Source organism: Campylobacter concisus (genome assembly GCF_002913945.1).
GTDB lineage: Bacteria > Campylobacterota > Campylobacteria > Campylobacterales > Campylobacteraceae > Campylobacter_A > Campylobacter_A concisus_P.
This window is the reverse complement of the sequence record NZ_POZK01000037.1, coordinates 1-22475: the sequence shown is the minus strand read 5'-3', so window position 1 is coordinate 22475 and position 22475 is coordinate 1. Positions and strand designations below refer to the sequence as shown.

General features: G+C 29.6%; 19 protein-coding genes. 8 read left to right on the top strand and 11 right to left on the bottom strand.

Annotation, left to right across the window (positions count from 1 at the left end):
* Positions 1-49: 49 nt before the first annotated feature.
* From CYP64_RS08880 to CYP64_RS08870, 3 genes are read right to left on the bottom strand one after another with little or no spacing between them, the layout of a single operon-like run.
* Positions 50-403, bottom strand: a complete 354-nt coding sequence (locus CYP64_RS08880) for a HicB family protein (protein ID WP_103649476.1) — start codon at positions 401-403, stop codon at positions 50-52.
* Entirely contained in the window at positions 400-627 is a 228-nt protein-coding gene (locus CYP64_RS08875; protein WP_012000867.1) for a type II toxin-antitoxin system HicA family toxin, read from the bottom strand. Before CYP64_RS08875 ends, CYP64_RS08880 begins: the two co-directional genes overlap by 4 nt.
* 40 nt (positions 628-667) lie before the next feature.
* Positions 668-1657 (bottom strand): tyrosine-type recombinase/integrase, encoded by a 990-nt coding sequence (locus tag CYP64_RS08870; RefSeq protein WP_103649475.1) that lies wholly within the window; start codon positions 1655-1657, stop codon positions 668-670.
* 571 nt (positions 1658-2228) lie between these two features.
* Here CYP64_RS08870 and CYP64_RS08865 point away from each other — a divergent pair.
* The 3 genes from CYP64_RS08865 to CYP64_RS08855 all read left to right on the top strand — a co-directional run bounded on the left by CYP64_RS08865 (position 2229) and on the right by CYP64_RS08855 (position 3768).
* Positions 2229-2660 carry a BspA family leucine-rich repeat surface protein gene (locus CYP64_RS08865; RefSeq protein ID WP_103649474.1) on the top strand — a complete coding sequence of 144 codons (432 nt, stop codon included), beginning with the start codon at positions 2229-2231 and terminating at the stop codon, positions 2658-2660.
* Between the two features lie 194 nt (positions 2661-2854).
* Positions 2855-3331, top strand: a complete 477-nt coding sequence (locus CYP64_RS08860) for an AAA family ATPase (RefSeq protein ID WP_258032995.1) — start codon at positions 2855-2857, stop codon at positions 3329-3331.
* Between the two features lie 179 nt (positions 3332-3510).
* Entirely contained in the window at positions 3511-3768 is a 258-nt protein-coding gene (locus CYP64_RS08855) for a hypothetical protein (RefSeq protein WP_103649473.1), read from the top strand.
* Positions 3769-4112: 344 nt separating this feature from the next.
* Here CYP64_RS08855 and CYP64_RS08850 read toward each other — a convergent pair whose 3' ends face one another.
* A complete protein-coding gene (locus CYP64_RS08850) occupies positions 4113-4730 on the bottom strand; it encodes a hypothetical protein (protein ID WP_103649472.1) in 618 nt (205 codons plus the stop codon).
* A 436-nt stretch (positions 4731-5166) separates the two neighbouring features.
* Here CYP64_RS08850 and CYP64_RS08845 point away from each other — a divergent pair, with 436 nt between their 5' ends.
* From CYP64_RS08845 to CYP64_RS08825, 5 genes are all read left to right on the top strand, one after another.
* On the top strand, positions 5167-6021 hold the full coding sequence (locus CYP64_RS08845) for a hypothetical protein (protein ID WP_103649471.1): 855 nt from the start codon (positions 5167-5169) through the stop codon (positions 6019-6021).
* Positions 6021-6419 (top strand): type II toxin-antitoxin system VapC family toxin, encoded by a 399-nt coding sequence (locus CYP64_RS08840; protein WP_103649470.1) that lies wholly within the window; start codon positions 6021-6023, stop codon positions 6417-6419. The genes CYP64_RS08845 and CYP64_RS08840 overlap by 1 nt, the downstream gene beginning before the upstream one ends.
* A gap of 661 nt (positions 6420-7080) precedes the next feature.
* Positions 7081-8373 carry a DUF5710 domain-containing protein gene (locus CYP64_RS08835; protein WP_103649469.1) on the top strand — a complete coding sequence of 431 codons (1293 nt, stop codon included), beginning with the start codon at positions 7081-7083 and terminating at the stop codon, positions 8371-8373.
* Positions 8374-8752: 379 nt separating this feature from the next.
* Positions 8753-9439, top strand: a complete 687-nt coding sequence (locus CYP64_RS08830) for an AAA family ATPase (RefSeq protein WP_103649468.1) — start codon at positions 8753-8755, stop codon at positions 9437-9439.
* A gap of 2 nt (positions 9440-9441) precedes the next feature.
* A complete protein-coding gene (locus CYP64_RS08825; protein WP_103649467.1) occupies positions 9442-9663 on the top strand; it encodes a hypothetical protein in 222 nt (73 codons plus the stop codon).
* Positions 9664-10877: 1214 nt separating this feature from the next.
* On the opposite strand, the gene CYP64_RS08820 is transcribed toward CYP64_RS08825, so the two are convergent.
* From CYP64_RS08820 to CYP64_RS08790, 7 genes are all read right to left on the bottom strand, one after another.
* Positions 10878-13373, bottom strand: coding sequence for an NACHT domain-containing protein (locus CYP64_RS08820; RefSeq protein WP_103649466.1), 2496 nt, complete (start codon positions 13371-13373; stop codon positions 10878-10880).
* Positions 13374-13465: 92 nt separating this feature from the next.
* Positions 13466-14821, bottom strand: a complete 1356-nt coding sequence (locus CYP64_RS08815; protein WP_103649465.1) for a CHASE2 domain-containing protein — start codon at positions 14819-14821, stop codon at positions 13466-13468.
* A 9-nt stretch (positions 14822-14830) separates the two neighbouring features.
* Positions 14831-15379: a hypothetical protein gene (locus CYP64_RS08810; RefSeq protein ID WP_103649464.1), complete on the bottom strand. Its 549-nt coding sequence runs from the start codon at positions 15377-15379 to the stop codon at positions 14831-14833.
* Between the two features lie 77 nt (positions 15380-15456).
* A complete protein-coding gene (locus CYP64_RS08805; RefSeq protein WP_103649463.1) occupies positions 15457-18741 on the bottom strand; it encodes a CHAT domain-containing protein in 3285 nt (1094 codons plus the stop codon).
* Between the two features lie 237 nt (positions 18742-18978).
* Positions 18979-20199 carry a modification methylase gene (locus tag CYP64_RS08800; protein WP_103649462.1) on the bottom strand — a complete coding sequence of 407 codons (1221 nt, stop codon included), beginning with the start codon at positions 20197-20199 and terminating at the stop codon, positions 18979-18981.
* 1 nt (position 20200) lies between these two features.
* Complete coding sequence (locus CYP64_RS08795; RefSeq protein ID WP_103649461.1) at positions 20201-20965, bottom strand: BsaWI family type II restriction enzyme; 765 nt, start codon at positions 20963-20965, stop codon at positions 20201-20203.
* Positions 20966-22230: 1265 nt separating this feature from the next.
* Positions 22231-22452: a hypothetical protein gene (locus CYP64_RS08790; RefSeq protein ID WP_103649460.1), complete on the bottom strand. Its 222-nt coding sequence runs from the start codon at positions 22450-22452 to the stop codon at positions 22231-22233.
* Positions 22453-22475: the final 23 nt, after the last annotated feature.

Sequence of the window (22475 nt, the reverse complement as noted above, 5' to 3'; positions counted from 1 at the left end):
TGAAACGTATGACAAATTTAAGTAATAATCTAATTTTTTGCAATTAACATCAAATCGCCAACGCTTTTCTAGCAAGCTCGCTTAGCCACGCCGAGCGGTTAGAAGTTACAGCATCAATAGCGTTTAAAACACCTTTTGGTATGGTTAAATTTATGCGAACTTTGGCGTTTTCGTCGATTGGCTCTGGTATATTTATACCGTCAGCAAGTGCTGTTTCTATCGTAAATTTAAAAGCTTCTTCAAGCTCTGCAAGGGCTTCTTCTTTGCTTTCGCCATCACCATAAAAAAACGCAATGTTATTAAGTTCAGGCATAAACGCACCCCAGCCACCACCTTGGTTTTGTGGTATTTTTTTAAGCTCTATTTTATACGGTAGGTTTAGATAGTAGTCTAAATTTTTCATTGTTTATCCTTTATGGCGTCTAGAACTAGCTTGACATAATACGTTTTCATCGGCTTTTTATATGGCAAAGTAAGCAAAATTTTACCATTTGTGAATTGATGATGTGAACCTTTTATGCCACGTAAATTAAAGCCATTATTTAAAAGCAACTTTTCAAGTACTTCAAATCTTACATTTTTAGGATTGTTTTCAAGCTCTTTTAATAATTTGTCATTTTTACTCAAATTTTTACCTTTTTATATGTATATTATACACACTTCTTGCTTACATCACCCTTTTCATCTCTTTTTTCACCATATCTCCAGTAGCGTCTGCATATATCATAGTAGTCTGTATCTTTTTGTGCCTAAGAGCCTTTTGGATAACGCCTAAATTTGTATTTTTCTCAACCATATTCATAGCAAATGAGTGCCTTAAAATATGGCAACCCCTTTTATTTACTATGCCACATTTTCTATATATACGTTCCAGTAAAGTATATACGCATTGCCTAGAAATGGGCTTATCGCCGTTTTTATTTGTAAAAATATAGCTTTCAGGTGGATATATGCTAGATAGCCTTTCAAAATCATCTTCTATATGGTTTTTTGGTATATATGCCGTTTGATACTCTCCACCTTTGGCTAGTATATTTATATCGTAAAATTCTCCGTCATCACTCTCTTGAAAGTCACAAAATTTAAGATTTAGTGCCTCGCTTATTCTAAGCCCACTTTTTAGCATTAGTTTTATAAGCAACGAATTTCTATAATTCTTGATATATCTATATTCAGGTTTTTTAGTCAGCTTATTTTCTATATAGTCTAAAATTTTATCTCTCTCACCCTCTTTCATAAAATTTTCAAAATTATTTACTTTTTTCTTGGCGATCTTATAATTATTTAATATTTTCTCTAAGTCAATAAGCTTATCGTTATTATTAGTAATATACTTAAAAAAAATCTTTAAAATAGTTAAATAACTAATCTTTGTTGAGCTTGATATATTTTTAGCTCTAGTAGTACTCTTTTTATGCTGTTTTTTTCTATATAAAACATCTAACCATATAAAATAATCAGTTATATGCTTTTGACTTAGATTATTAAAGCTAATTATATCATTATTCTCATAACAAAACTCTATAAAGCCATTAAGACAATTTTTATAGGTACTAATTGTATTAATACTCTTGTCTGCTATTTTATTGTAAGAAATGAAATTATCTTTATATTTTTCCATCTCGTCTGCGAAGTCTAATTTCTCGTTATTTTTCATAAATTTATCCTTTTTATTAACATAATAGCTTATTATGTAAAATATTTTTTACGATTTATCACAAGGACAGATTTTTTAATTGCTCTTATTTTTAATAATTATTATGTAAATATATCTAGAAATTATATCATAATAGATTGTATTGTCAAGTAATTTTTATATTATATATACTATTTTATAAAATATGCTATTAATTTAATATAATATTGATTTATTTTATATTATTTGCTATAATAATATATTACTTATATTATAAGTATCTTTATTATTAACTTAGAGATAGGGGATTAAAAATGGCACTTAAAAAGATAGAAATTTCAGATGAGCTTTTAAAAGAGCTTAAAGTAAATAAAAGTCTAAAAGAGTTGGGTGAAGTGGTAGAATGCTATATAAAACAGGCATAAATTGTATTAACTTCTCAAATGAGAATATTACACTTTGTAATGTTGTTTTAGACTTATCAAAGAGGCTTGGTAAAGACAAAGAAGCTAATGCTTGATTAAAGAGGCATTAAAAGACATAAATTTAAAGCTTATGCAAGAATTTTAAATTTTTAAAAAAAGGATAAAAAATGGTAATTTTTACACCAAAAACAAAAAAAGATTTAGAAAACCTTGTTGTTAATCCTGACATAAATTTAGTTGAGATAGATGTTACTAATATAACAGATATGAGTTTTTTATTTAAGGACAGTAAAAGAGAAAATTTTGATGGAATAGAGGAATGGAATGTAAGTAACGTCATAGATATGAAAGAGATTTTTTATGGTTGCCAAAATTTTAATCAAGATATATCATTATGGGATGTAAGTAAAGTAAAAGATATGACTAACGCTTTTGCTTTTACAAATTTCAACCAAGATTTATCAAGTTGGAAATTAGATAGTATCGAAAAGATTGTTAATGCAGACCCTTTCTTAGGCAATAGTTCTATGAAACAAGAGTTTAAACCATCTCCATTTAATAAAGCTGGCTTTTCAAGTAACAATATAAATAAACTATGAACCTGCAAAGACCAACACGGAATGAGCTTAAAGACGTAGCATTGTTATGGTTGGCATATTCTACACTTGAAAAAGTTATGTCAGGATTTGGGACAAAAATAGATGGTAGGGTCTAAAAATTTCCCAGAAAAAAGTTCAAAGGTGTAAATTTAGGCTTTTTGGCTTTAGAATTTAAAAGATTAAAGAGATAAGAAATGGACGATCAAAAGAAACTATATATATTTGCAGGTGTAAATGGCGCAGATAAATCCACTTTTTATATCAACCAGTTAGAAGCAGATTCTGTCATCTATGGTGCAAGGATAAATTCTGATGAAATCGTTAGAGAATTTGGTGGTTGGAAAGATCCAAAAGATCAAAATAGAGCTGGCAGGCTTGCACTAAAACTTAGAAAATCTTACATCAAGAGCGGAATAGATTTTAATATAGAAACTACTCTTAGCGGTCATAGCATAGTTAAATTTATACAAGAAGCAAAAGAGGCTTGCTGCTATATTACTCTTTATTATGTTGGTTTAAATAGCATTGAACTCTCAAAACAGCGAGTGGCCATAAGAGCAGCAAGAAATGGACACTCCATTGATGAAGCAACGCTTGAAAGGCGTTTTTCGCAAAGCTTTGAAAATTTAGCCCGCATTATCCCAGTATGCGATGAAATTTATTTTTTTTGATAATAGTGAATTGATCGAGGATAGAGAAAAACAAAAATTTTCAAATTTAAATTTTATCGCTAAAAAACAAAATGGCACAATCACCATTTATTCGCCCAATAAAATAGAATGGTTTGAAAACGTTATAAAAAACAGTAAATTAAAGAATATTATAAAATAAAATCAGAAAGGAAAGAACAATGGCATTAAAAAAGGTAGAGCTTGCAGACGAGCTTTTGGCAAAGCTAGGTGCGACAAAAAGTCCAAAAGAGTTGGGCGAGATAGTAGAAAGTTACATAGTAGCAGGGATGGAGTGTGCTAGGTTTCCAAAGGATAATATAATGCTTTATAATGTTATTTTAGATCTCGCAACAAGGCTTGGCAAAGAGCAAGAAATAAATACTATGGTAAAAGAAGCTCTCAAGGAAATAAACCAGAAAATTTTGAGTGAATTATAAAAATTAGTTAAAAAAGTGTGATTTTTAGCCCATAAAGACTCAAAACCACAGTATCAAAGACAAGAGGGTAAAAGCACGTTTAATTTTGTTGCTGCCAATGGTAAAGATGTCATAAATTTCAAAGAGGACGAGCATATAAAACTCGATGGTGTAGGTTATAGATTTTATAACAAAAGAGAGTATAAAAATGCTAAAGAGCTTTGGCAAATCGAAATTATTGATGACGCTGGAGCTATAAGAACAATGGATCTAAATCAAAACAAATTTATATTTGGTTTATATAAAATTATTTTTTAATTTTTGTTGGATATGCAGGTTAGAATAATCTATAACCTGCATATTAATTATGGTTCTATGTTCTTTAAAACATTACAAAAAATTTCGAGTATTTTTTCGTTATCATCTTGCAGTAATATATAGTCAGCTTTCTTGTCTTCTAACACAAAGAATTCGAGCAATTCCCTTGTAAGTTGTTTTGAAAGGTCTCCATTTGTTTTTAATTTCTCATATCTAAACCTAAAATCTTCAATTTTTCTACCAAGTGCATCCCAAAAACATACGGCTATTGAATATTCTTTATGTCTTTCGTTTTCTAGCAATGGAAATCTATCAATTATGACACGTATTTCACTTGCAGGTATATTTACTTTTATTTCCTTATAATCAAACAACAACTTGTCATAAACTAATATCGGCTTCATCTCTTCTCCTTTTGGATTAATATGTATTTGGATATTTTTATCATACCACTCGTAAAATTTAGCGTAATTAATATCGCAACCAATCTCTACTCCAGCTGCTGCAATATGTAATCCAAGCAACTTTAGTAATGCTTCGGTTTCTTCGATATTGGCTGGATTTATTGGTAAAGCCTCTATATTTTTTACCTGATTGGCAAAATCATCTAATGCTTGCATCATCTCTTGTTTTTTGCTGTCATCAAAAATGTCAGATGAAGCCATATAGTCTTTTACCGAGATAATTGAATACTTTGCCTTTTCAATTAAATGCCTAATTTGGATGATTACTCCTTATCAAAACTTAAATTTTAAAAATGATATGATATTTTATCTAAATTTTATAAAATATTTAAAATTTAGGCGGAGCATTGATTGCTTATTGCATAAAATATATTGATACAAAACAGAAAAAGTATTATTATAAAAAATTTGTTTTTGCCATCTTCAAGCCTATAACCAGTTCCATTTTTGGATCTCCTTCTTATAGTAAAAATTATAAATAATTTTGACTTAAACCATGGTTTTTAAAATAAAAATATTTTTTTCTGGGAAAAATTTTTCTACAATGATAAATTTTGTATCATTTTTTGGGAAAAATTAAGTAGGCAATAAGGCGAAAAAATGTAAATTCGTGTCAAAAAATGAAAAAAGGATAAATATGGCAAGAGAGATTATAGACCTTGAAAAATCTCGTTCTACAAGTGCAAGGCTTTACAATCGTACGCAAGAGATAGTAGATAGTCAAACTGGTGAAGTAAAAACGATAGTAACAAGCTTTTTGCAAAAAGAACAGTCAAAAGACGCATTTATAAAAGTATTTGTTGAAAACTTAGACTTTTTAGTTGAAAATCTTTCAAACAATGCTAGAACGGTTTTTTTAGTGATGATAAAAAATGTCAATTATAAAAACATCTTTAAATATGATAGTGATTTTGTCAAATACTTTGAAGAAAGAAAGATCCTAGCAAAATCAAGTGTATATCGTGCACTGAAAGAGTTAGAAGATAAGCAGGCAATTTTTAAAATCAGTGAAAATGACAAGGATAAATTCGACATTATAGGTAAAAACTCATTTATGCTCAATCCACAAATCGTGGGCAAAGGTTCAATAAAAGACCTCAAGCAGCTAAGACAAACGACTGTTAAAACATTTAATTTCGAAACACTTGAGATGACAAAAGAAATTTTAACTGACGCAGCCTATGATGGATTTGATAAGGTTTTGGCAGCCCCCGATGATTTTCAAATCGATAGCGTAAAACAGATTCAACATTCAGCAAATAAGAGTGAGACTGAGATTGTGATATCAAAAAAACATGATGAGGAGCCAGCCGAGGACAAGCCAGAAGCCATCGAGGTAAAATCTGAAACAACAAATGAAGCAGCAAGCGGCGTAGAGAGCGATATTGCTGATATTATGAAATTTGTTGGAGCGTTTAAGGGTGATTTTAAAGGTGATGCTAAGTCACTTAGGGCTGCTAAATCAGACGAACTAAACCAAAGGGATGAATAATGAAAGTCTTTTTTGACCTAAATATTATTATTGATATTATTGATACTGATAGAGCAAATAACCAAAAAGCTGTTGCACTCATGCAAAATTTAATGCGAAATGGCACTAATATTGTTATTAGTGAAGATAGTATTAGCACACTTTATTACAATTTACGTCATTCAAAGCAAAAACAGCTTATATTGCTTGACTTTCTAGAAGTGATAACTCAAAAATGGCAGCTAGCAAGCTTTGGTGTCGAAACAATAAAAAAGGCTATAAAGTACTCTAAAAATTCTAACGCCGACTTGGAGGATGCATTGCAATATTTTTGCGCAGATAAAGAAGGCTGCGAAGTTATATACACGTGCGATAAAAACTTCCCAAAAATTGCTATTGCTGTAAAAAATTATGGTTAATTATAATTTCTTGGGAAAAATTTTGCTAGTGTGGTTAAATTTTTCCCACACAGAAAACCATTTTTCCCAGGCATGGGAAAATATAAAATAGCTACGATCCACCAAATTACCGCACTTTAAGACCATTTTTTATAGCGTTTTCCCTTCTTATTCTTTTCTTTTTGCCGGAACCAAAAATAAGGTAAATCAAAAGTAAATAACTTTTGAACTTTTATAATTGTGCTATTAATTTTTTGCTTGCAAAAAATTCGCACAAAAATAAAACACCAAAAAAGAAAGACTATTATTATTGGTTTATTTTATGGTCTTTGATTTTTCTTTAATGTAGTATTTGTTTCTTTTTTTGGGAAAAAATTTTATATAAGATCGAATTTTGTTTTTTTTGGAGATTTTTTATTTCATTAAGAGATAATATTTGTGTTGTTGATTATGTTTTTATATCCTGATCGATGTTACTTGTTTTTACAAGATCAATAAAAATAAGTTCAAAGTTTTTATTGAATTTATAAAAGTGTCATTGTAAAGAGGGATATAGAAACTTAGTATAATAACAAAGAGAAATTTGTTTATTTTAAATTTTATAATATTATTTAAATATGATAATAATATTATAAAGATAATATAATAATATTTTATTACTATGAATATGATAGGTTTTTATATGCCAAGGAAAAGAAAAAAAATTTATGTTGATGTACCCTACTATCTAAAAAATACTGCAAAAACAATGGGGGCTATGTGGGATAGTGACGAAAAAAGATGGTTTATTTATGATACTTTTGATTTTGAGGCATTAGTAAAGCTACTTGAAGAAAATAAAAAAGAAGGAGCTAATAAAAAAACTGTATTATCAGATGGTATTACAAAATTCAAAGTGCCCTATTCTCAAAAATATCAAATTGATATTACTGATGTATCTTCAAAATTTAAAGTTGCCTTAAATTCGGCTGGGCTTGAAGTAGATACGCCAATAATGGATGGAATTTTGCGACGTGTTAGAGTAGATGGTGATAAGGGTGCGCAAAAAAGTGGTGCATATGTTGGTTATTTAGATGGCTCACCAGCCGGGTTTATACAAAATTTTAAAAGTGGATTTAGTAGTAATTGGAAATATGAGACATTAGACATATTGCCCTATTCTGGTGAACTTATTTATAGTAAAAAAACTCAGAAATTAGCAAAAGACAATACAAATTTTATTCAAAAGCAGTTACAAAGAGAGAAGGAACTAGAAGACGAATATAAAAAAACAGCTAAAATTTTATTTGATGAGTTTTTGGCTGCAAAATTTGCTGTTTTAGATCATGCTTACTTCGTTAAGAAAAGAGTTTATAGTAATTACGGTTTAAAACAGGATAGATTTGGAAATATTCTTATGCCACTTTTTGATATCAACGAAAAATTTTGGTCTCTTCAGCGGATATTTCCAAATGGAAATAAGATGATAGGCGCCCTACTTTCAAAAGAGCAAAAGAAAAATGGTGAAAAATTTCTTGCTAAGAAGCGAGGAAATTTTTTTATTTTAAGTGATGATATGGATCTTTATAATAAAAATTCAGCTCAACTTAATATTGAGGCTTTATCAAAATATAATAAAATTTATATATGTGAAGGTTTTGCCACTGCAGCAAGCGTTCATGAAGCTTGTAGGTTGCCTGTGATAGTTGGACTTGATGTGGGTAATTTAGAATTTGTAGTTCAGAATTTTTCTGCAAGGTTTTGTAATATACATATCATAATTGCTGCTGATAATGATGCCAAGAAAGAAAAAGAGAGCGGGTTTAATATTGGAAAAGAAAAGGCAATGCAGATTAAAAATAATTTTAAAAATGTAAGTGTCTGTATCCCAAATTTTAATGATACAGAAATTTCTAGCGGATATAGTGACTTTAATGATTTGTATAATAGCAGAGGAATTGACGAAGTAGGGCGTCAATTAGAAATATTATTATAATATCTAAAATATATTTATATAATATTATTTTTATATGATTTAGATATTATAATAATATTATATAAAACAATAATGCTTTCTATTGTGATTTGAAAATTATGTATCGCTTTTGTGGTTGTATTGCCTGCTAATAAATACCTATTTTTATTTTTTTGTATAGAGGGTTACTAATTAATTATATCTTTTATCATAGCAGAATAAGTATTCTCAAATTTGTGTTTTTGTGTATTAATATTTATAATTCTTATCTATATTCCTAACTAAAGAGATTATATGAAATAAATATTATAATAATATGATAATAATATTTATATAAAAATATATAGATATGAAAAAGATATTTTTATGATATAATTCCATAAAAAGGAAAGGATTAAAAATGGTCATATCTATTGTAAATGAAAAGGGTGGTAGTGGCAAGACTACGCTCGCTGTAAATTTAGCAGCTAGGCTATCAGAGGATGGAGATAATGTCCTTTTAATAGATGCCGATCCACAACGTTCAACTGAAGTTTTTTCAGATATTAGAAGCCAATCAAGTCTAAAACCGCTATTTTCAAGCGTATCAAAAACAGGTGTTAGCTTGGGCGATGAGATAAAGCGTATGCGAGATAACTTTGACTCTATTGTAGTTGATACTGGCGGTCGTGATAGTAAAGAGATGCGTAAAGCTATGCTGTCATCAAATGTGCTTATTATACCAACTATACCATCACAGTATGATGTGAGTGTTCTTGACCGAATGCTTGATCTTAGTAGTGAGGCTAAGGAATTAAACGAAAATTTACTTACGCTTATTCTTGTAAACCGCGTTTCTCCAAATCCTTTTTTGGCAAAAGAGCTTGAAAGTATGCGTGAATACATTGATGATGCAAAAAAAGAGCGAAATTTAAGTGATGTCTTTTTATTAAACTCTGTTATTTACGAAAGACAAGCTTATAGAAAAACGGTTTCAAATGGCAATAGTTTAAGTGAATTTTGCAAAAACGGGGATAGGGCGCTTGAAGATTTTGAAAGTTTTTATGCTGAGCTATTACAAGTTGTAAAAGAAAATATTAAGGATTAAAAATGGGTTTTAAAAAAGTAAATACAACTCCAGCTACGAGTGAAGAAAATTTTATAAATCAAGCAAGAGGAGAAACATCAGAAGTAAAAAAGCCTAAAAATTTAAAACGAGATAAGTCATTTTTACTTTATTTTACACAAGATGAATTTGAGCGTGTAAAGATAGAAGCAGAAAAAATTGGCATGGGTGTAAATCAATACATTCGCTTTAAAATTTTCAACTAATATTGTTTAGATATTATAATTATATTTAAAAAATATGATTTTAATATTATAAAAAGTATATAGGGTATGGTAATGAGCTTAAGTTTTAGAAAATATGATGCTCATAAAATTTCTTCTTTTTTTGTTTAGTGATATTAAATTTGTACATTCTATTACTTGTCATATTAATTTGCTCTTTCACCGCCCGCGAAATGTGTATTATTGTTTAGGCTAACGGTTTTTGATTTTGCTTGACTATTATCATGGTTATTTTTCTTTAGCAGGTTCATTTAGTATTTGTTAAAAGTAAAAGCTGCTTATTTATAGGTTTATCATTCAAGCTTTTTAAAACTAAGCAGATTACTAAATAATTTACAAGCCGATTTACTATTTTAAATTTTGTACTTTCTGACGTAGATTGAGTTTATTTGTCTATAGCAAATCTATATATTTTCTGCATCAATATTATTTGTATTGAATTTTAAGTATATCTCATCTAATGTTGCTTTTTTTGTAAAGACCATCCAATGAACTGTTTTGCCCCTGAGCCCCCGACATAATTTGTCTAGTCATAGATGCTGATGTAAAGTAGAAATATCTTGCGATTTCATAATGCGGAAAAATAACCATTCTTCCAGATAAAATATCTTTAAAGGTTGAATATTTTTGCTGATTTTTATGCCAGCCAATATTATATTTACCTATTTTTCAGGTAACTCACTCATAAACTCGTCTAAAATAGGTATGTTCTTAAGATTTTTGGTCACCAGCAATCCATTGCCGACACTTATTTGAAGATTGTGAATATTTCCTGCGCTAGTTCCGTTTTTTCTGGTTTTCAACAACGGCACCCAGCGGGAAAGTACAAATTTCTTTTAGGTTGAAAAAAGATAGAAAATATTTGGGTTTATCTTTGAATATCTCTTTTAAATGATTGGGATACTAAAATTCGTTTCGTTTTGATAAAAGTCTCCATATGAAAAGATAATCAATTTTTTTATTTTTGTTAATTTTATCAATATCAAATCTTGCAAATTCACACTTTCATTCGTTGTCTAAAGCCCTCTGAGTACTTCTTAGAATCTATTTTATTCTATTCTAAGCTTAAAAATTTATATATAAAAGATCATCTTTGTATACCACACAATAGAGAAATTGTACAGTATAATTATTCTCTTCGATTTTTTAATTTTTCTGCTAACATTTTAACTTTTTACCTACGGCATACAAACATATTAATTTGCCTTTTTATGTTTGTAGGATGGTAGTTTTTTAAAGTCCTTCTTCTTTTTTATAGAAAATATGCTTTTTATCAATTCGGGGTATTTTCTCTTCTGCCTATTAACTATTTTTTTTATACATAGGTTAAGATCTTCTTTGTTGTCTAATTTATTTTTATTTTTGAATATATCTATTATTACAGTCAACAATAGATTGTTTTCAATATTTGACATCCTATTTATTTGCGGCAAAAACTTAAGCAAAATATCTCCCACATATTCTTTTCCTAATAAATCTATATTTGATAGTATGTAGATAGTGCAAAAGTAGAGCTTATTTTCATCTGGCTGTAAATCTATACTACTATCGGATATCGGAGTATTTGCAACCTCAGAAATTATATTTTTTACTTCGTCAACAATGAACATACTAGAATAATACATTCCAGTTAAATGGAGCATTGCTATGCTACTAAGTATTTTTGGTGGATTTGTTATTTTTAGAATTTTCTGAAATACAGAGTTAAGGTCATCTTTTAAATTTAAAGAATTGTTTATTGCCTTTTCTATAACCTTATTTTTTATAGTATTTTCGGTCATCCAACCATATTGTAGAAGCTTACCTAAAAACATTATATTGATATTTTTTTCAAATCTGTCTTCCAAGGACTCTATCCTACTACTTAACTTTTCCAAATCTTTTTGATTAAGCTTTGTTTTTAACCCAAAATAAAAATAAGCAACATCCTCCCATAGGCCATCAGAAGTATACAAATCAAACAATATGTCAAACTGATCAATATCATCTAACTCTTCTTTATTGTCCCTAAAATATAATGCAATAAAATAATCTAGAAATGATTTATGCGAAAAGGACATATTGCCATTTTCGTCTATTTTAATAAGAGACGTTCTAGTAATAGTATCAATAAAACTATGCTTATCTGCTATAAACTTATATTTATTACAAAAGAAATTAACGCATTCAATAAAATCATTTTTGTTCACGATAGTCTTATCTTGTTTGAAAAAATATTGATATGCAAAATTAGCTAAAAAGTCTTTTTTTATTTTTGGCTCAAAAAGTTTGTCAATATCAACATCTGTCGTTTTATATTCACCAAAAATTAGACTGACATACCTGTTGTATAACTCCGTAATGGATGCTGGAATCTCATGTTTTTCTTTTACAACATCCATTAAAAGCTTTAACGCCAAAGGATAGAATGGTATTTGTCCCTCTAGTTCGTTTATGCTCTTTTCTACAATATTGATTGATATATTGTTTGTTTTAATTATTTTTTTAATGAGAGATATCGCCTGATTTACACCGTATGGCAAAAGCTCATAATTCTCATATTCGAAAAAAGATTCTATTATTCCATAGTTTATTCTAGACGTAAAAAGTATATTTGCATTATTATTACTCTTGCTTAAATAACTTTCAATATTACATTTTATCTTATCTCTTATTTCGTTTCCTACTTCATCTATTCCATCTATAATAATTAAATTTGGCTTTATGGCAATCATATTACCATAAAAAGATTCTATAATATTGGAAAAATTATGCAGTGAATAACTGTTAATAAAATCAATAGCCCTAAAACATACAGGTAATGCAAAATCCTTTTTTTCTTCCAAAAGGATGTGGTTGTGGTTTTCTTTTAATAAATAATTTATAGAAATGAGCACCATTTTAAATACCAAAATGGACTTTCCAGAGCCTGCGTCGCCGGTTAGTAAAAATTTCTTTTTAGTTTTTGACATTAATATTTTTAAAAAAGAATCAAGAGTTTCTTTTTTGCCAAAAATTTGTTCGCCTATCCTATTGAGGGTATTTTTATCATTATCGCTTATTATTAACTCTTGTCTGCTCCTCATAATTTTTTTAATATTTGGCTGAATAAAATACTCATCGTCATTATTGTCTCCCAGAAATTCTTCTATCTTTTCTATGCGATCCAACAAAAATGATTCCATGCTCCCATTAAAAAAGAATTCTGGATAATATTGTTCAAATAAATTTATTAACCTTGTAATATCCATAAATTCAGTATTATTTTTATAGGGAGCCTCTTTTATTTCATATAGAATTCTTTCTTGAGCACCTTGTGTAATCGTACCGAGATTAACAATGCATACATCGGAAATGGTTACCATTTCATTTTTATCATTCAGTTTCGCTGGCAAATTAAAAGCCTGCTTAACTTGTGTTACTACTTCTGTTGTTTTTCCAGATGCTTTACCATCTAATTTTTCTAAAGCCTTTACAACAAACGCTGTATACTTTTTATTGCCAGTAGATCCATCATACTCCATAACAAGGTCTTTGCCATTCTCATTTGATCCTTGTAAAATCTCTATATATGGATTTTTTTCTTGATGCATTTTTTCTAATAATTTCTTTAGAATATGGTGAAATTCATTTTCTTTACCTAAAAATCTCTGCAGTAGCTTCTTCTTGGTATCATGATCTAATTTCTTTGCTTTTGTATTGTAGTCAACCATGAAATAATCCTTTTTAAAAATAAAATATTTTAATAAATTATAAAAACAACATATGTTCGCAACTTTTAATGAATTCACAAACAGACAACATCTTATAAAATAGCTATTGTTGCTACTATCACAAGAACTATAATAGCTAAAGCAACCGCAATGGTTATTAGTATAGGCTTTGCAAGTGTGTCAACTTTGTTTTTTACTTTTACAAGTATCATCATCTTATCTGTTACTTCAAATAGTATCATAGGGACAGCCCAAGATAAATAATATCCTGCAAACATCATTCCACTAGCAGGGATAAAAAATATTAGTATATTAGACATGAGTAGAATATTTGTTTTTACGGTGTCATTTTTTATATTAAACTTATCCATTAGACTTAGCGCTGTCCAAGTAATAATAAAAAACATTAACGTATAAGACATGGCAGCTATAAGTGGATGAACTTTTTTAAGTCCATTAGGCAAGATAGATGCTGTTGTTATAGTATCAGCTAATATTAGCACACCACTTCTTGTATCTATGGTTGTTTTTATTATATCGCCTGAGTTTTTATAGTCAGATCCTATAAGCACTATAGCATCACTAAAGTCTTCGTCTATATTATCAAGCTCTCCTGCTTGATAAATAGTGATATTTTTATAGTTTGAAACCTTGGATGTATCATCTATTCTTTTAAAAAGTATGCGAGAGTTTAACATCTCATTAAAACTAGGTTTATAGCCAGCATCACACTCGCTACCTTCATTATTGTTATTTGAGCTAAAGATCTTAGCTATATGTGCTATTTTTTTGCCATCTTTACAAATATATGGGCTATAGCCCCTTATTACACCGTCTTTGTTTTCATCTACTTGAGCAGATGCAAATTTTACGCTTTTATTAAGATACGGCTCTATAAACATCTTATTCGTATAGGTCGGTATATATATCGGATAATTTTTTGCATGAGCATTTAGTGCGTCTATTATCGTTTTATCATCAGCCGTTATAGTACCATTTATATCACCACTATATGCTAGGTAGTAATCAAGCAGTACCCCTTTTGGTTTTTGCCCTGCGATTTTAGAGTCTAGTTTATTTAGTATATTTGCCAGTAGCGATCGCGGCGTGTAGTTAAAACCTAGCGTTTCGTTTCCATTACTTAGGTTGTGATCACGTAGGTATTTTTCGTCTATCATTATAACTATTATATGTGGTGCATTTATGGGGTTTTGGCTAATGTGTGAGTATGTTTTTAGTGTGATGTCATACTCAACATCACCTATATTTTTCCTGATAAACTCATAGTCAGATATTGTATTATATACTAGATAACAAATCCCGGCCAGCACTCCAAATACAATAGAAAATTTAAAATTTCCCAGTTCTTTTAAAAGTGCTAGCTTTGGACTTAGTGTACTCTTAGCTATCACTAAAAGGCTTGACTTGATCAAGTTTAACAATGTCATAAAACTTGCTTATTTAACTTCTAGGCAGTATATGTCGTATTCATCCCTATCTAAAAATCTCATAATATCGCCTGATTTATATGATACTTTTGAATTGTTTGATGATATTATATTTTGACCTTGTACTTTATACTCATCTACTAGTTCTCCGTTACGGTAGTATAGTATAGAGCTAATGCTTGGAGCAAGCTTTAGTGTCTCTTTTTTTGCATCAAATGTAGCGCAGTTCGAGTCGCCTCTAGTAAATGCGTTTTTGTTTTCTACTTCAACTTTTGCAAAGTAAGCTTTTATACCAGCAAGAGATAATATACCAGATGACTTACTGGCAGTGTACTGATCACCTGTCTTGTTAAGAGTCAGCTTTTTATTAGATACGTCATCTTTTAGACTTAGCTTGCCATCTCCGCTTATGTATTCAATCAGCGATCCTTCATCTGCCATTTTACCAGTGCTTGATTTGCCATCGATGTGGTATACTACGTTGCCTTGTGTGGCTATAGATACGTTTGCAATAGCAAGTGATGCCAGTAGTGATAGTGCTATGGTGAGTTTTACCATTGTGAATCCTTTCTAAAAATAACAAGATATTAATACATACCGACTTAAAGTGGAGTGAAATTAAGTCGGTATAAAACTTATTCTCCGTTTATTATAAAAGCAGCCCAATAATATGGATGAAGCCCTTGTTTTATCATATTGAGTTTAGCTTTTTTTAACAGCACATTATATTCATTTTCGCTATTGTTAGCTTGGCTTTTCCAAGTCCCATTTTCATTGAGATTAACATTTTTAATGTTGTTGTAAAAATCTTTCATTAGTCCAACAGTTTGTTTGTCATCCACTTTCCACAAACTCATCATGACGTTTTTTACGCCAGCTTGCATAAATGTTTTTGGTAGTGCAGCAACAGAATTAGTATCTGCCATATCAACGACACCTGTTTCGCATGCTGATAATACAACCATATCAGTTCCCTGTAAATTTAATCCAGATAGTTTTAATGCGGTTACAACACCATCTTTTGTTTTTGTATTTGCTCCGCTTAGGGCTATGCCTGATTTTAACATAGGGTTAATGATATTGCGATCATTTATAAAAAACCCGTGAGTAGTTACGTGTAGAATTTTTGGAGAAGTTACCTTAAACATGTTTTCAAGGCTTGCATTTTCACGGTTATATACATCTATATTGTCAGTAAATATACCCTTGATCGCTTCCTCTTCTTCTTTAAAGCCCTTTAGCCTTGTAAAAAATTCTACAGAATTTACGGCTCTAGTCATAACCTCTTCATTTACGTTTGTAGTATTGATATCAGATATATTAGCCTTTACTGAGTTACTTGATACCTTATCATATGCTGGGTCACTAAAGACAGCCATGTGATTTTTTGTATCAGATGTGTTAAATCTATGCGTTCTTACAAATTCTTTTGCAGACATTATGTATCTAATATCATTATTTTCAATAAAATAACCAGAGCCAGTTATCAGAGCCTCAAAGGGCATAAGTCGCAATGCTCCGTCCGTAGAAACTATAAATTTATTGTAGTTACCGAGTTTTTGGCTTATATTTTTGTTAAAGATTAGCTTATAAAGACTTGATAGCGTTTCAGTACTCTCTTTAGAGATAGTGTGACTTTGCTCACTACTCTTTGCTAATTTTTCTATATCTTTTCTAAAACTATTAATAAGATCATTAATCTTTTTACTATCTTGGTAGCTATAGACAAAAAGATCTATATTTTTCTTATTATCAGCTATAAAAACAAAGTATTGTTCTTTTGCATAACCAAAATCCACATATAACTCATCATTGTTTATATAGTTTGCTATATCTGAGATAGTGATCTTTTCTAGCTTTTTCTCCTCTTGGAATTTTTCAGAGGCACTCGCGAGCTCTAACTCGATGCTGTCGATTTCTTTTTCTAGCTTTTCAATTTCATTTTTATCTTTTTTTTGAATGTTTAGTTCGGCTAGTGTTCTCTGTTTGGCTTCAAACTGCTCTATCTTATCCAGTATGCTCTTATCAGTTATATAATACTTCATCATAGCTATTGTGTTTTCTTTATCTAGCAAACTACCTTTTGAGTTGATAAAAAAATCAAACGCAGATGATTTTAGGGCTTTGATGTTTGAGTTTGCCTTGTTTGACCGTGCAGCTTGATAAATCGAATCAACTAGCGTAAGAAGGTATAAGCCATTGTTTTCCAGAAATTTCTTTTGGTCAGAACTTTGTAAATTTTTAAAAGATTCTTTTCTATTATTATCAAAATCTATATACGCTTTTTGAGCGTATTCTGCTGCATTATTATAGTCTTTTAAGCCATGATATGCTGTTGCTATGTTTAGGTTGATAAGTGGTTCTGGATTTCTTTTTTCTAAAAATTCTTCTGATACTTTGTAGTATTTTATAGCATTTTTCAAAAAACCCATTTCGTGTAGCAGCGCACCAGAATCTATAAAATATATCCAACTTGTACTATAAGCTTCATTTGGTTGTTGATATTTTACCATTTTGTCATAATTTTGTATATTGCTTTTCATGAGTTCTTTTGTAGATATGCTTGGGGTACGAGTGCTGCCTATTATTTCTAAATTGAGTCCATACGCTTTATTATCTGATGATAAACAAAACTCAGCAAGTGGATGATTATAAATATTATATGCAAGCTTATAGTCATCTATAGCTAGATCTATTTTACCTTCTGAAAGATAGTTGTGAGCGATATTATAATAAAGCTCCATTATCTCAGGTTCGCTCCCACAACCAATAACAAGCTCACCATTGCTTATAAGCGATTTAAATTTTTGATTAACTAAATCTCTAAAAATAGTGTTAGAGTTTTTATATTGACCTACTTTTTGATAGCTTTTTGCAAGTATAAACATTGCCTTAGATTTATCATAGTAAGTTGAATCCGCGGCTATGTCCTTTAGTAAATTTATAGATTTCTCATAGTCACCAACATTAAAGTATGCCTCCCCTAGCACATTGTGGTATAGGTCGTTAAGTTGTTTTGTTTTAAGAACGACTTTGGATATCTTTTCTCCAGCCAAAATAACGGTACCATAATTTTTTGTAAATTTCATATAGTCACCTAATTGAAAAAAAGACTTATATAATAGATCTAAAGCATTTTTATTTTCTTTACCGTTTTTAAGATGATCAAGACATATATCTATGGAATCCGTAACGTATCTAACAGCTTCATTATTTTTACCACCTATTTCATATATATATCCATTTGCTACATCTAAATAAAATTCAGCCAACTGCAAACTATTTTCTCCATACTTTATCCTCAGTAGCCTTATTGTTTGGTAAATAGTAAAGTCATCTGAAAAAATAAAACCAGTTCCTGAATCTCTGTTAAAATCTATACTTTGTTTATAAAAATCTAGCGCTCTATCATTATCGCCTATACTGCGAAATGCAACAGCCAGATCATGAGTTTCGCAACCATAGCTATCTTGACAATAGTTCTCAACAGAGATATTGTTTTTTAAGCTTACTAATTGTTCTCCCCAGCCGTCATCATCGATATATCCCGGATCTTCAAATTTTTTCTTATCGGCTTTGAGTCTTTCTTCGTAACTTTCATACAGATACTTAAAATAAGCACGGATAGCTTCCGTGTTATACTCGATCTCTTTTTCAGAGTTACCTAAATTCTTGTAAAAGGTTGCTATATCATTGTATATGTAAGATATAAACTTACCATATTCATTTTTAGCATAATCAATCTTATTTTTATCACTTGGTGTGAGATATCCTATGAGCTTTAAGGCATGCTTTAAAGCGTTTTGATAATCTCCCTTTTTTCCATATTCTTTATATGCAACATGCTCAGCATAAAGTTCATTTTCTACGGCACAAAATACAATAGAAATACTTAATAACAAAACTAAAATACTCTTCATTTGTTACCCCTTTTTGTCCTTTTTAAAAATTATAACTATGCAAAACTTAAACAATAATTTTAAGAAAATTTAAAAAATAATATAATAAAGATATTATTCTGAAAAAAACATAGCGGATATACCATCATACGTTTTTTGACTACTTTAGGCACTTTAAAAATACTTTTGAGATATACGAAATTAGCCCATATTTTATTTTAACTTAGTATTTTCAAATGTTTGTTATTAATGGTATTTCTATTTTTTTTCGCAGCAAACAATATATTCGTAGTTCATAGTTTCTTTTGTCACACCATGTTTGTTGGTCGGGGAATTACTTTTTGGCATTGTTTTATTGCTTAAAAGTCTTTCATATGTTACTACATGCTTAAAACCATTTTCTTCAAAACTTTCAGCAATAAATTGATCCGTAGGTAACCTAATACCTTTTACCATTCTATTGCCAACCACATAAAAAGCTTTTCCATTTTTCTTAACTGATTTTGCAACTTTTGAAATAGAATTTTTAAGGTCAACATAAAAAGCATTAACATCAAAAGCTCGATTAGCATCTATAGAATGGATTGCCTTAATATACTCATGCATTAATGATTTATCTATTAGTTCTTTATTTTTTAATCCGCCCATTAAGATTTTGTCGATCTGTCTTGCATTATTTACCCCCAGCCATTCATTTGACAGTGTGCTAAACTGCCCATAGGCAACAGTTGTTCTACTATCACCATACGGTGGACTTGTTAAAATGACATCATATTTGTTTTTACCATCAAAGGCCGACGATACCAAGTCTATATGTAAATTGTCAATTTTATCAAAATAATGTTTTTGATATATTTCAATGGCATTATCACATTTTTTCCAAAATAATTCCAATACATCAGGATTAAAAGCAAGAACATCTTCTGGTTTCATTTTAAAAAGTTTAAATTCATTATTTCTAGTATTAGAGCATTCCCTTGTCAGCTCGGACAGTACCAGCAAAAAAAAGTTCTGAACATTTTTATTCACAATAGTATTTACAAAATGTTTTATAATCGATAAAAACCTTATGACATTTGGTTTGAACCAGAAATTCATATTAGTAATTTCAGGAGGCTCTATATATGTATCTTCGTTGGCTAAAAAACTATATATTTGTTTTTTTAGATCCTGTTTACTCCTTATAAGATGATCGATATCTACTTTTGTAAATTTTACAGATGATATTAAAACCGCAAGTGGGTTTAGATCATATCCTGACATATTGCTAATTCCAATTTCTAAACCAGAGGCAAAACTTGAACCGCTTCCACAATAGGGATCTAATAAGTTTGCGGAGCTTTTTATATCAAATTCTTTTAAAATCTTTACTCCGATTTGAGGAAGCATGGTTGCAGGATATTTATGAATTTGTGGGTATAGCGTAGCATAACCTTCATTAACAAAATCATAAGATTCGTTTCTGACAACTTTGTACATTTTACAGCTCACTATTAACAAATTCAGCTATTTCTGACAAATAGCTAATAAAGTCGTCTTTTTCTTCTAAGTCTCTTGCAATAAAAGCTTTGTCGAAGAATTTGAACATGCCCTTCTGCTGCGGATTGTTTATTTCATTATAAAAATTTATAGTTGCAAAACAAACTATCGGTTCTACTGGTGGATTATAAGTTATATCATATTTTTCTTTGATTGAGTTATTGGTGCTGGCAATCTCCATCAAAAGCTTCCATTTATAAGTTTGCCCGGCACGCTCTCTTAGTGATGTTTTAAGAGATAGGATAATGCATTTTTTTAATGTATTATCATTCTTGAGCCTATAAATAACCAGATCACAGTCTGGTTTTTGAGTTTCGTCTCCCACTTCAATTGTTGAAATTTCCGTAAAATTTGGAACTTTAGATTTTCGGCTTGTAATAAAAATATCTTCATTTATATTGCCAACTTGCTTATTTTTTAAAAAAACATAGATAATCGCGTTAGAAAAAATACTACCAGCTATACTTTTTCTTGATTGGCTTATATCTCTAATAAGTCCTTCTTGTCTTTTTGTCTCGAGCAGCCTATCATTTTCTTCTTTTGAGCTCACAATAGCCTCATAAATCTTATTAAAAGCCTTCAAACAAACATCCCTATTATTATTGTTCCCAATAAAATCATTCAATCTATTTAATACTGCTACCATATAGTCTTTTTTGGATATTTCTTCTATTAGATTTTGTTCTTGCTCACTTAGCTGGTACATAATGATCCTTATTTTTAAGCTTAAGCCAATATGTAATAATGTTTTGATTCTAACAAATCAAAACTTAAAAACAGACGGCTATTTTTTCTAAATTCTCACGGGGGGGGATTGAGTTATGATCTGATTAAAGCCCCATAAGTAGAAAATTTGTAGTTTTAATGTAGAAAATTTGGGTCTTTAATGTAGAAAAATTGTAGTTTTAATAGTTTTGACGTGGTAATATCTTAATTTTTTATTTTGTTTTAAAGACCCAATAAAACGTATGATGTAGTTAAAATTACGTAAATTTCGAAGTTTAAAGTATTGTAGAAAATTTGTAGTTTTAATATAAAAAGGTCTATTTTGTTGGTAGAAAATTTGGGTCTTTAATGTAGAAAATTTGGGTCTTTAATAATTTTCTAAGCCTGTCTACACCGAGCCTACAAAGCCCTATAAAAGATAAAGAAAAATTATATTAAAAAGATAAAAATCGCGTGCACGTGCGTAAGAGAGAAAAACAACAAATATTTTTAGAAATAAACTTAAGTAATCATTAATTAAAATTTGATCATTCAACGATCTATCTTAATTTTTATCATCTAGCAAATATTTTAAGAATTTATAGGCACTCAAGTCTAGTCAGTTTATTTTTTTACTCCCATACACCTAAAACATATTATAGTTTTAGCTTATTTTAAGTACCTAGTAAGTCAATTTTAAGTTTTTTTTAAGAGCATACTAGGTAAAATACCAACTCACGGAACAAAGAACAATTAAGAACAATCCTTATATTATAAAGAAAAATATCTTTAATAACAATGAGATCATAGTTATTAGTGGAATAATAACTTCTGGATCTATTTTTATATGGATATCCATATGTTTTCCCTTTCCCAGACTAAACTTGAGTGCGTATAAGGGAGCTACATTCTATTATACCGTAACATTTATTAATATTACCTTAAATATTTTACTATTGAAATTTAGGCCTTTAGTTATCGATAAATGTTTGGATATTGCAAGCTGAAACACTATTTTTAAAAGTCCTAAAATAGTGTTTCAGCTCTTTTGCTGTTGAAAACAATTATTTTCAAAATAAAAATATAGGTATGCCCTATTTGTTGGGCTTTTGAAAATGTAAAATAATAAAATTTAAGTTTGGGAAGCTTAAAGTAGTAAAAATGGCTTAAGAATTTAACTAAAAACAAGTAAATTCTTATGTTTTCTTAAAAAATAAATATAATCCAAAATCTATTTTTCTTTTTAACTTTTATTAGAAAACTACTCTAGCAAATTCCTAAGTATTTTTTTCTTAAATATTCCGCTTGCTCTTTTGTAATCTCTTTGCTAAGCTGAGATATATTTATTGATGAGTAAAGCTCGCTCCAGTATAAGCTTAAATCACAATTAGGATGAGTATTTGAATTCTTACAATCTAAAAACTTTTGTAAGTCTTTTTTGAGCCATGGCGACAAAGTATTTTCATCTAATATGATATTCTCTTCCATATTACCACCTATCTAAATTTTTA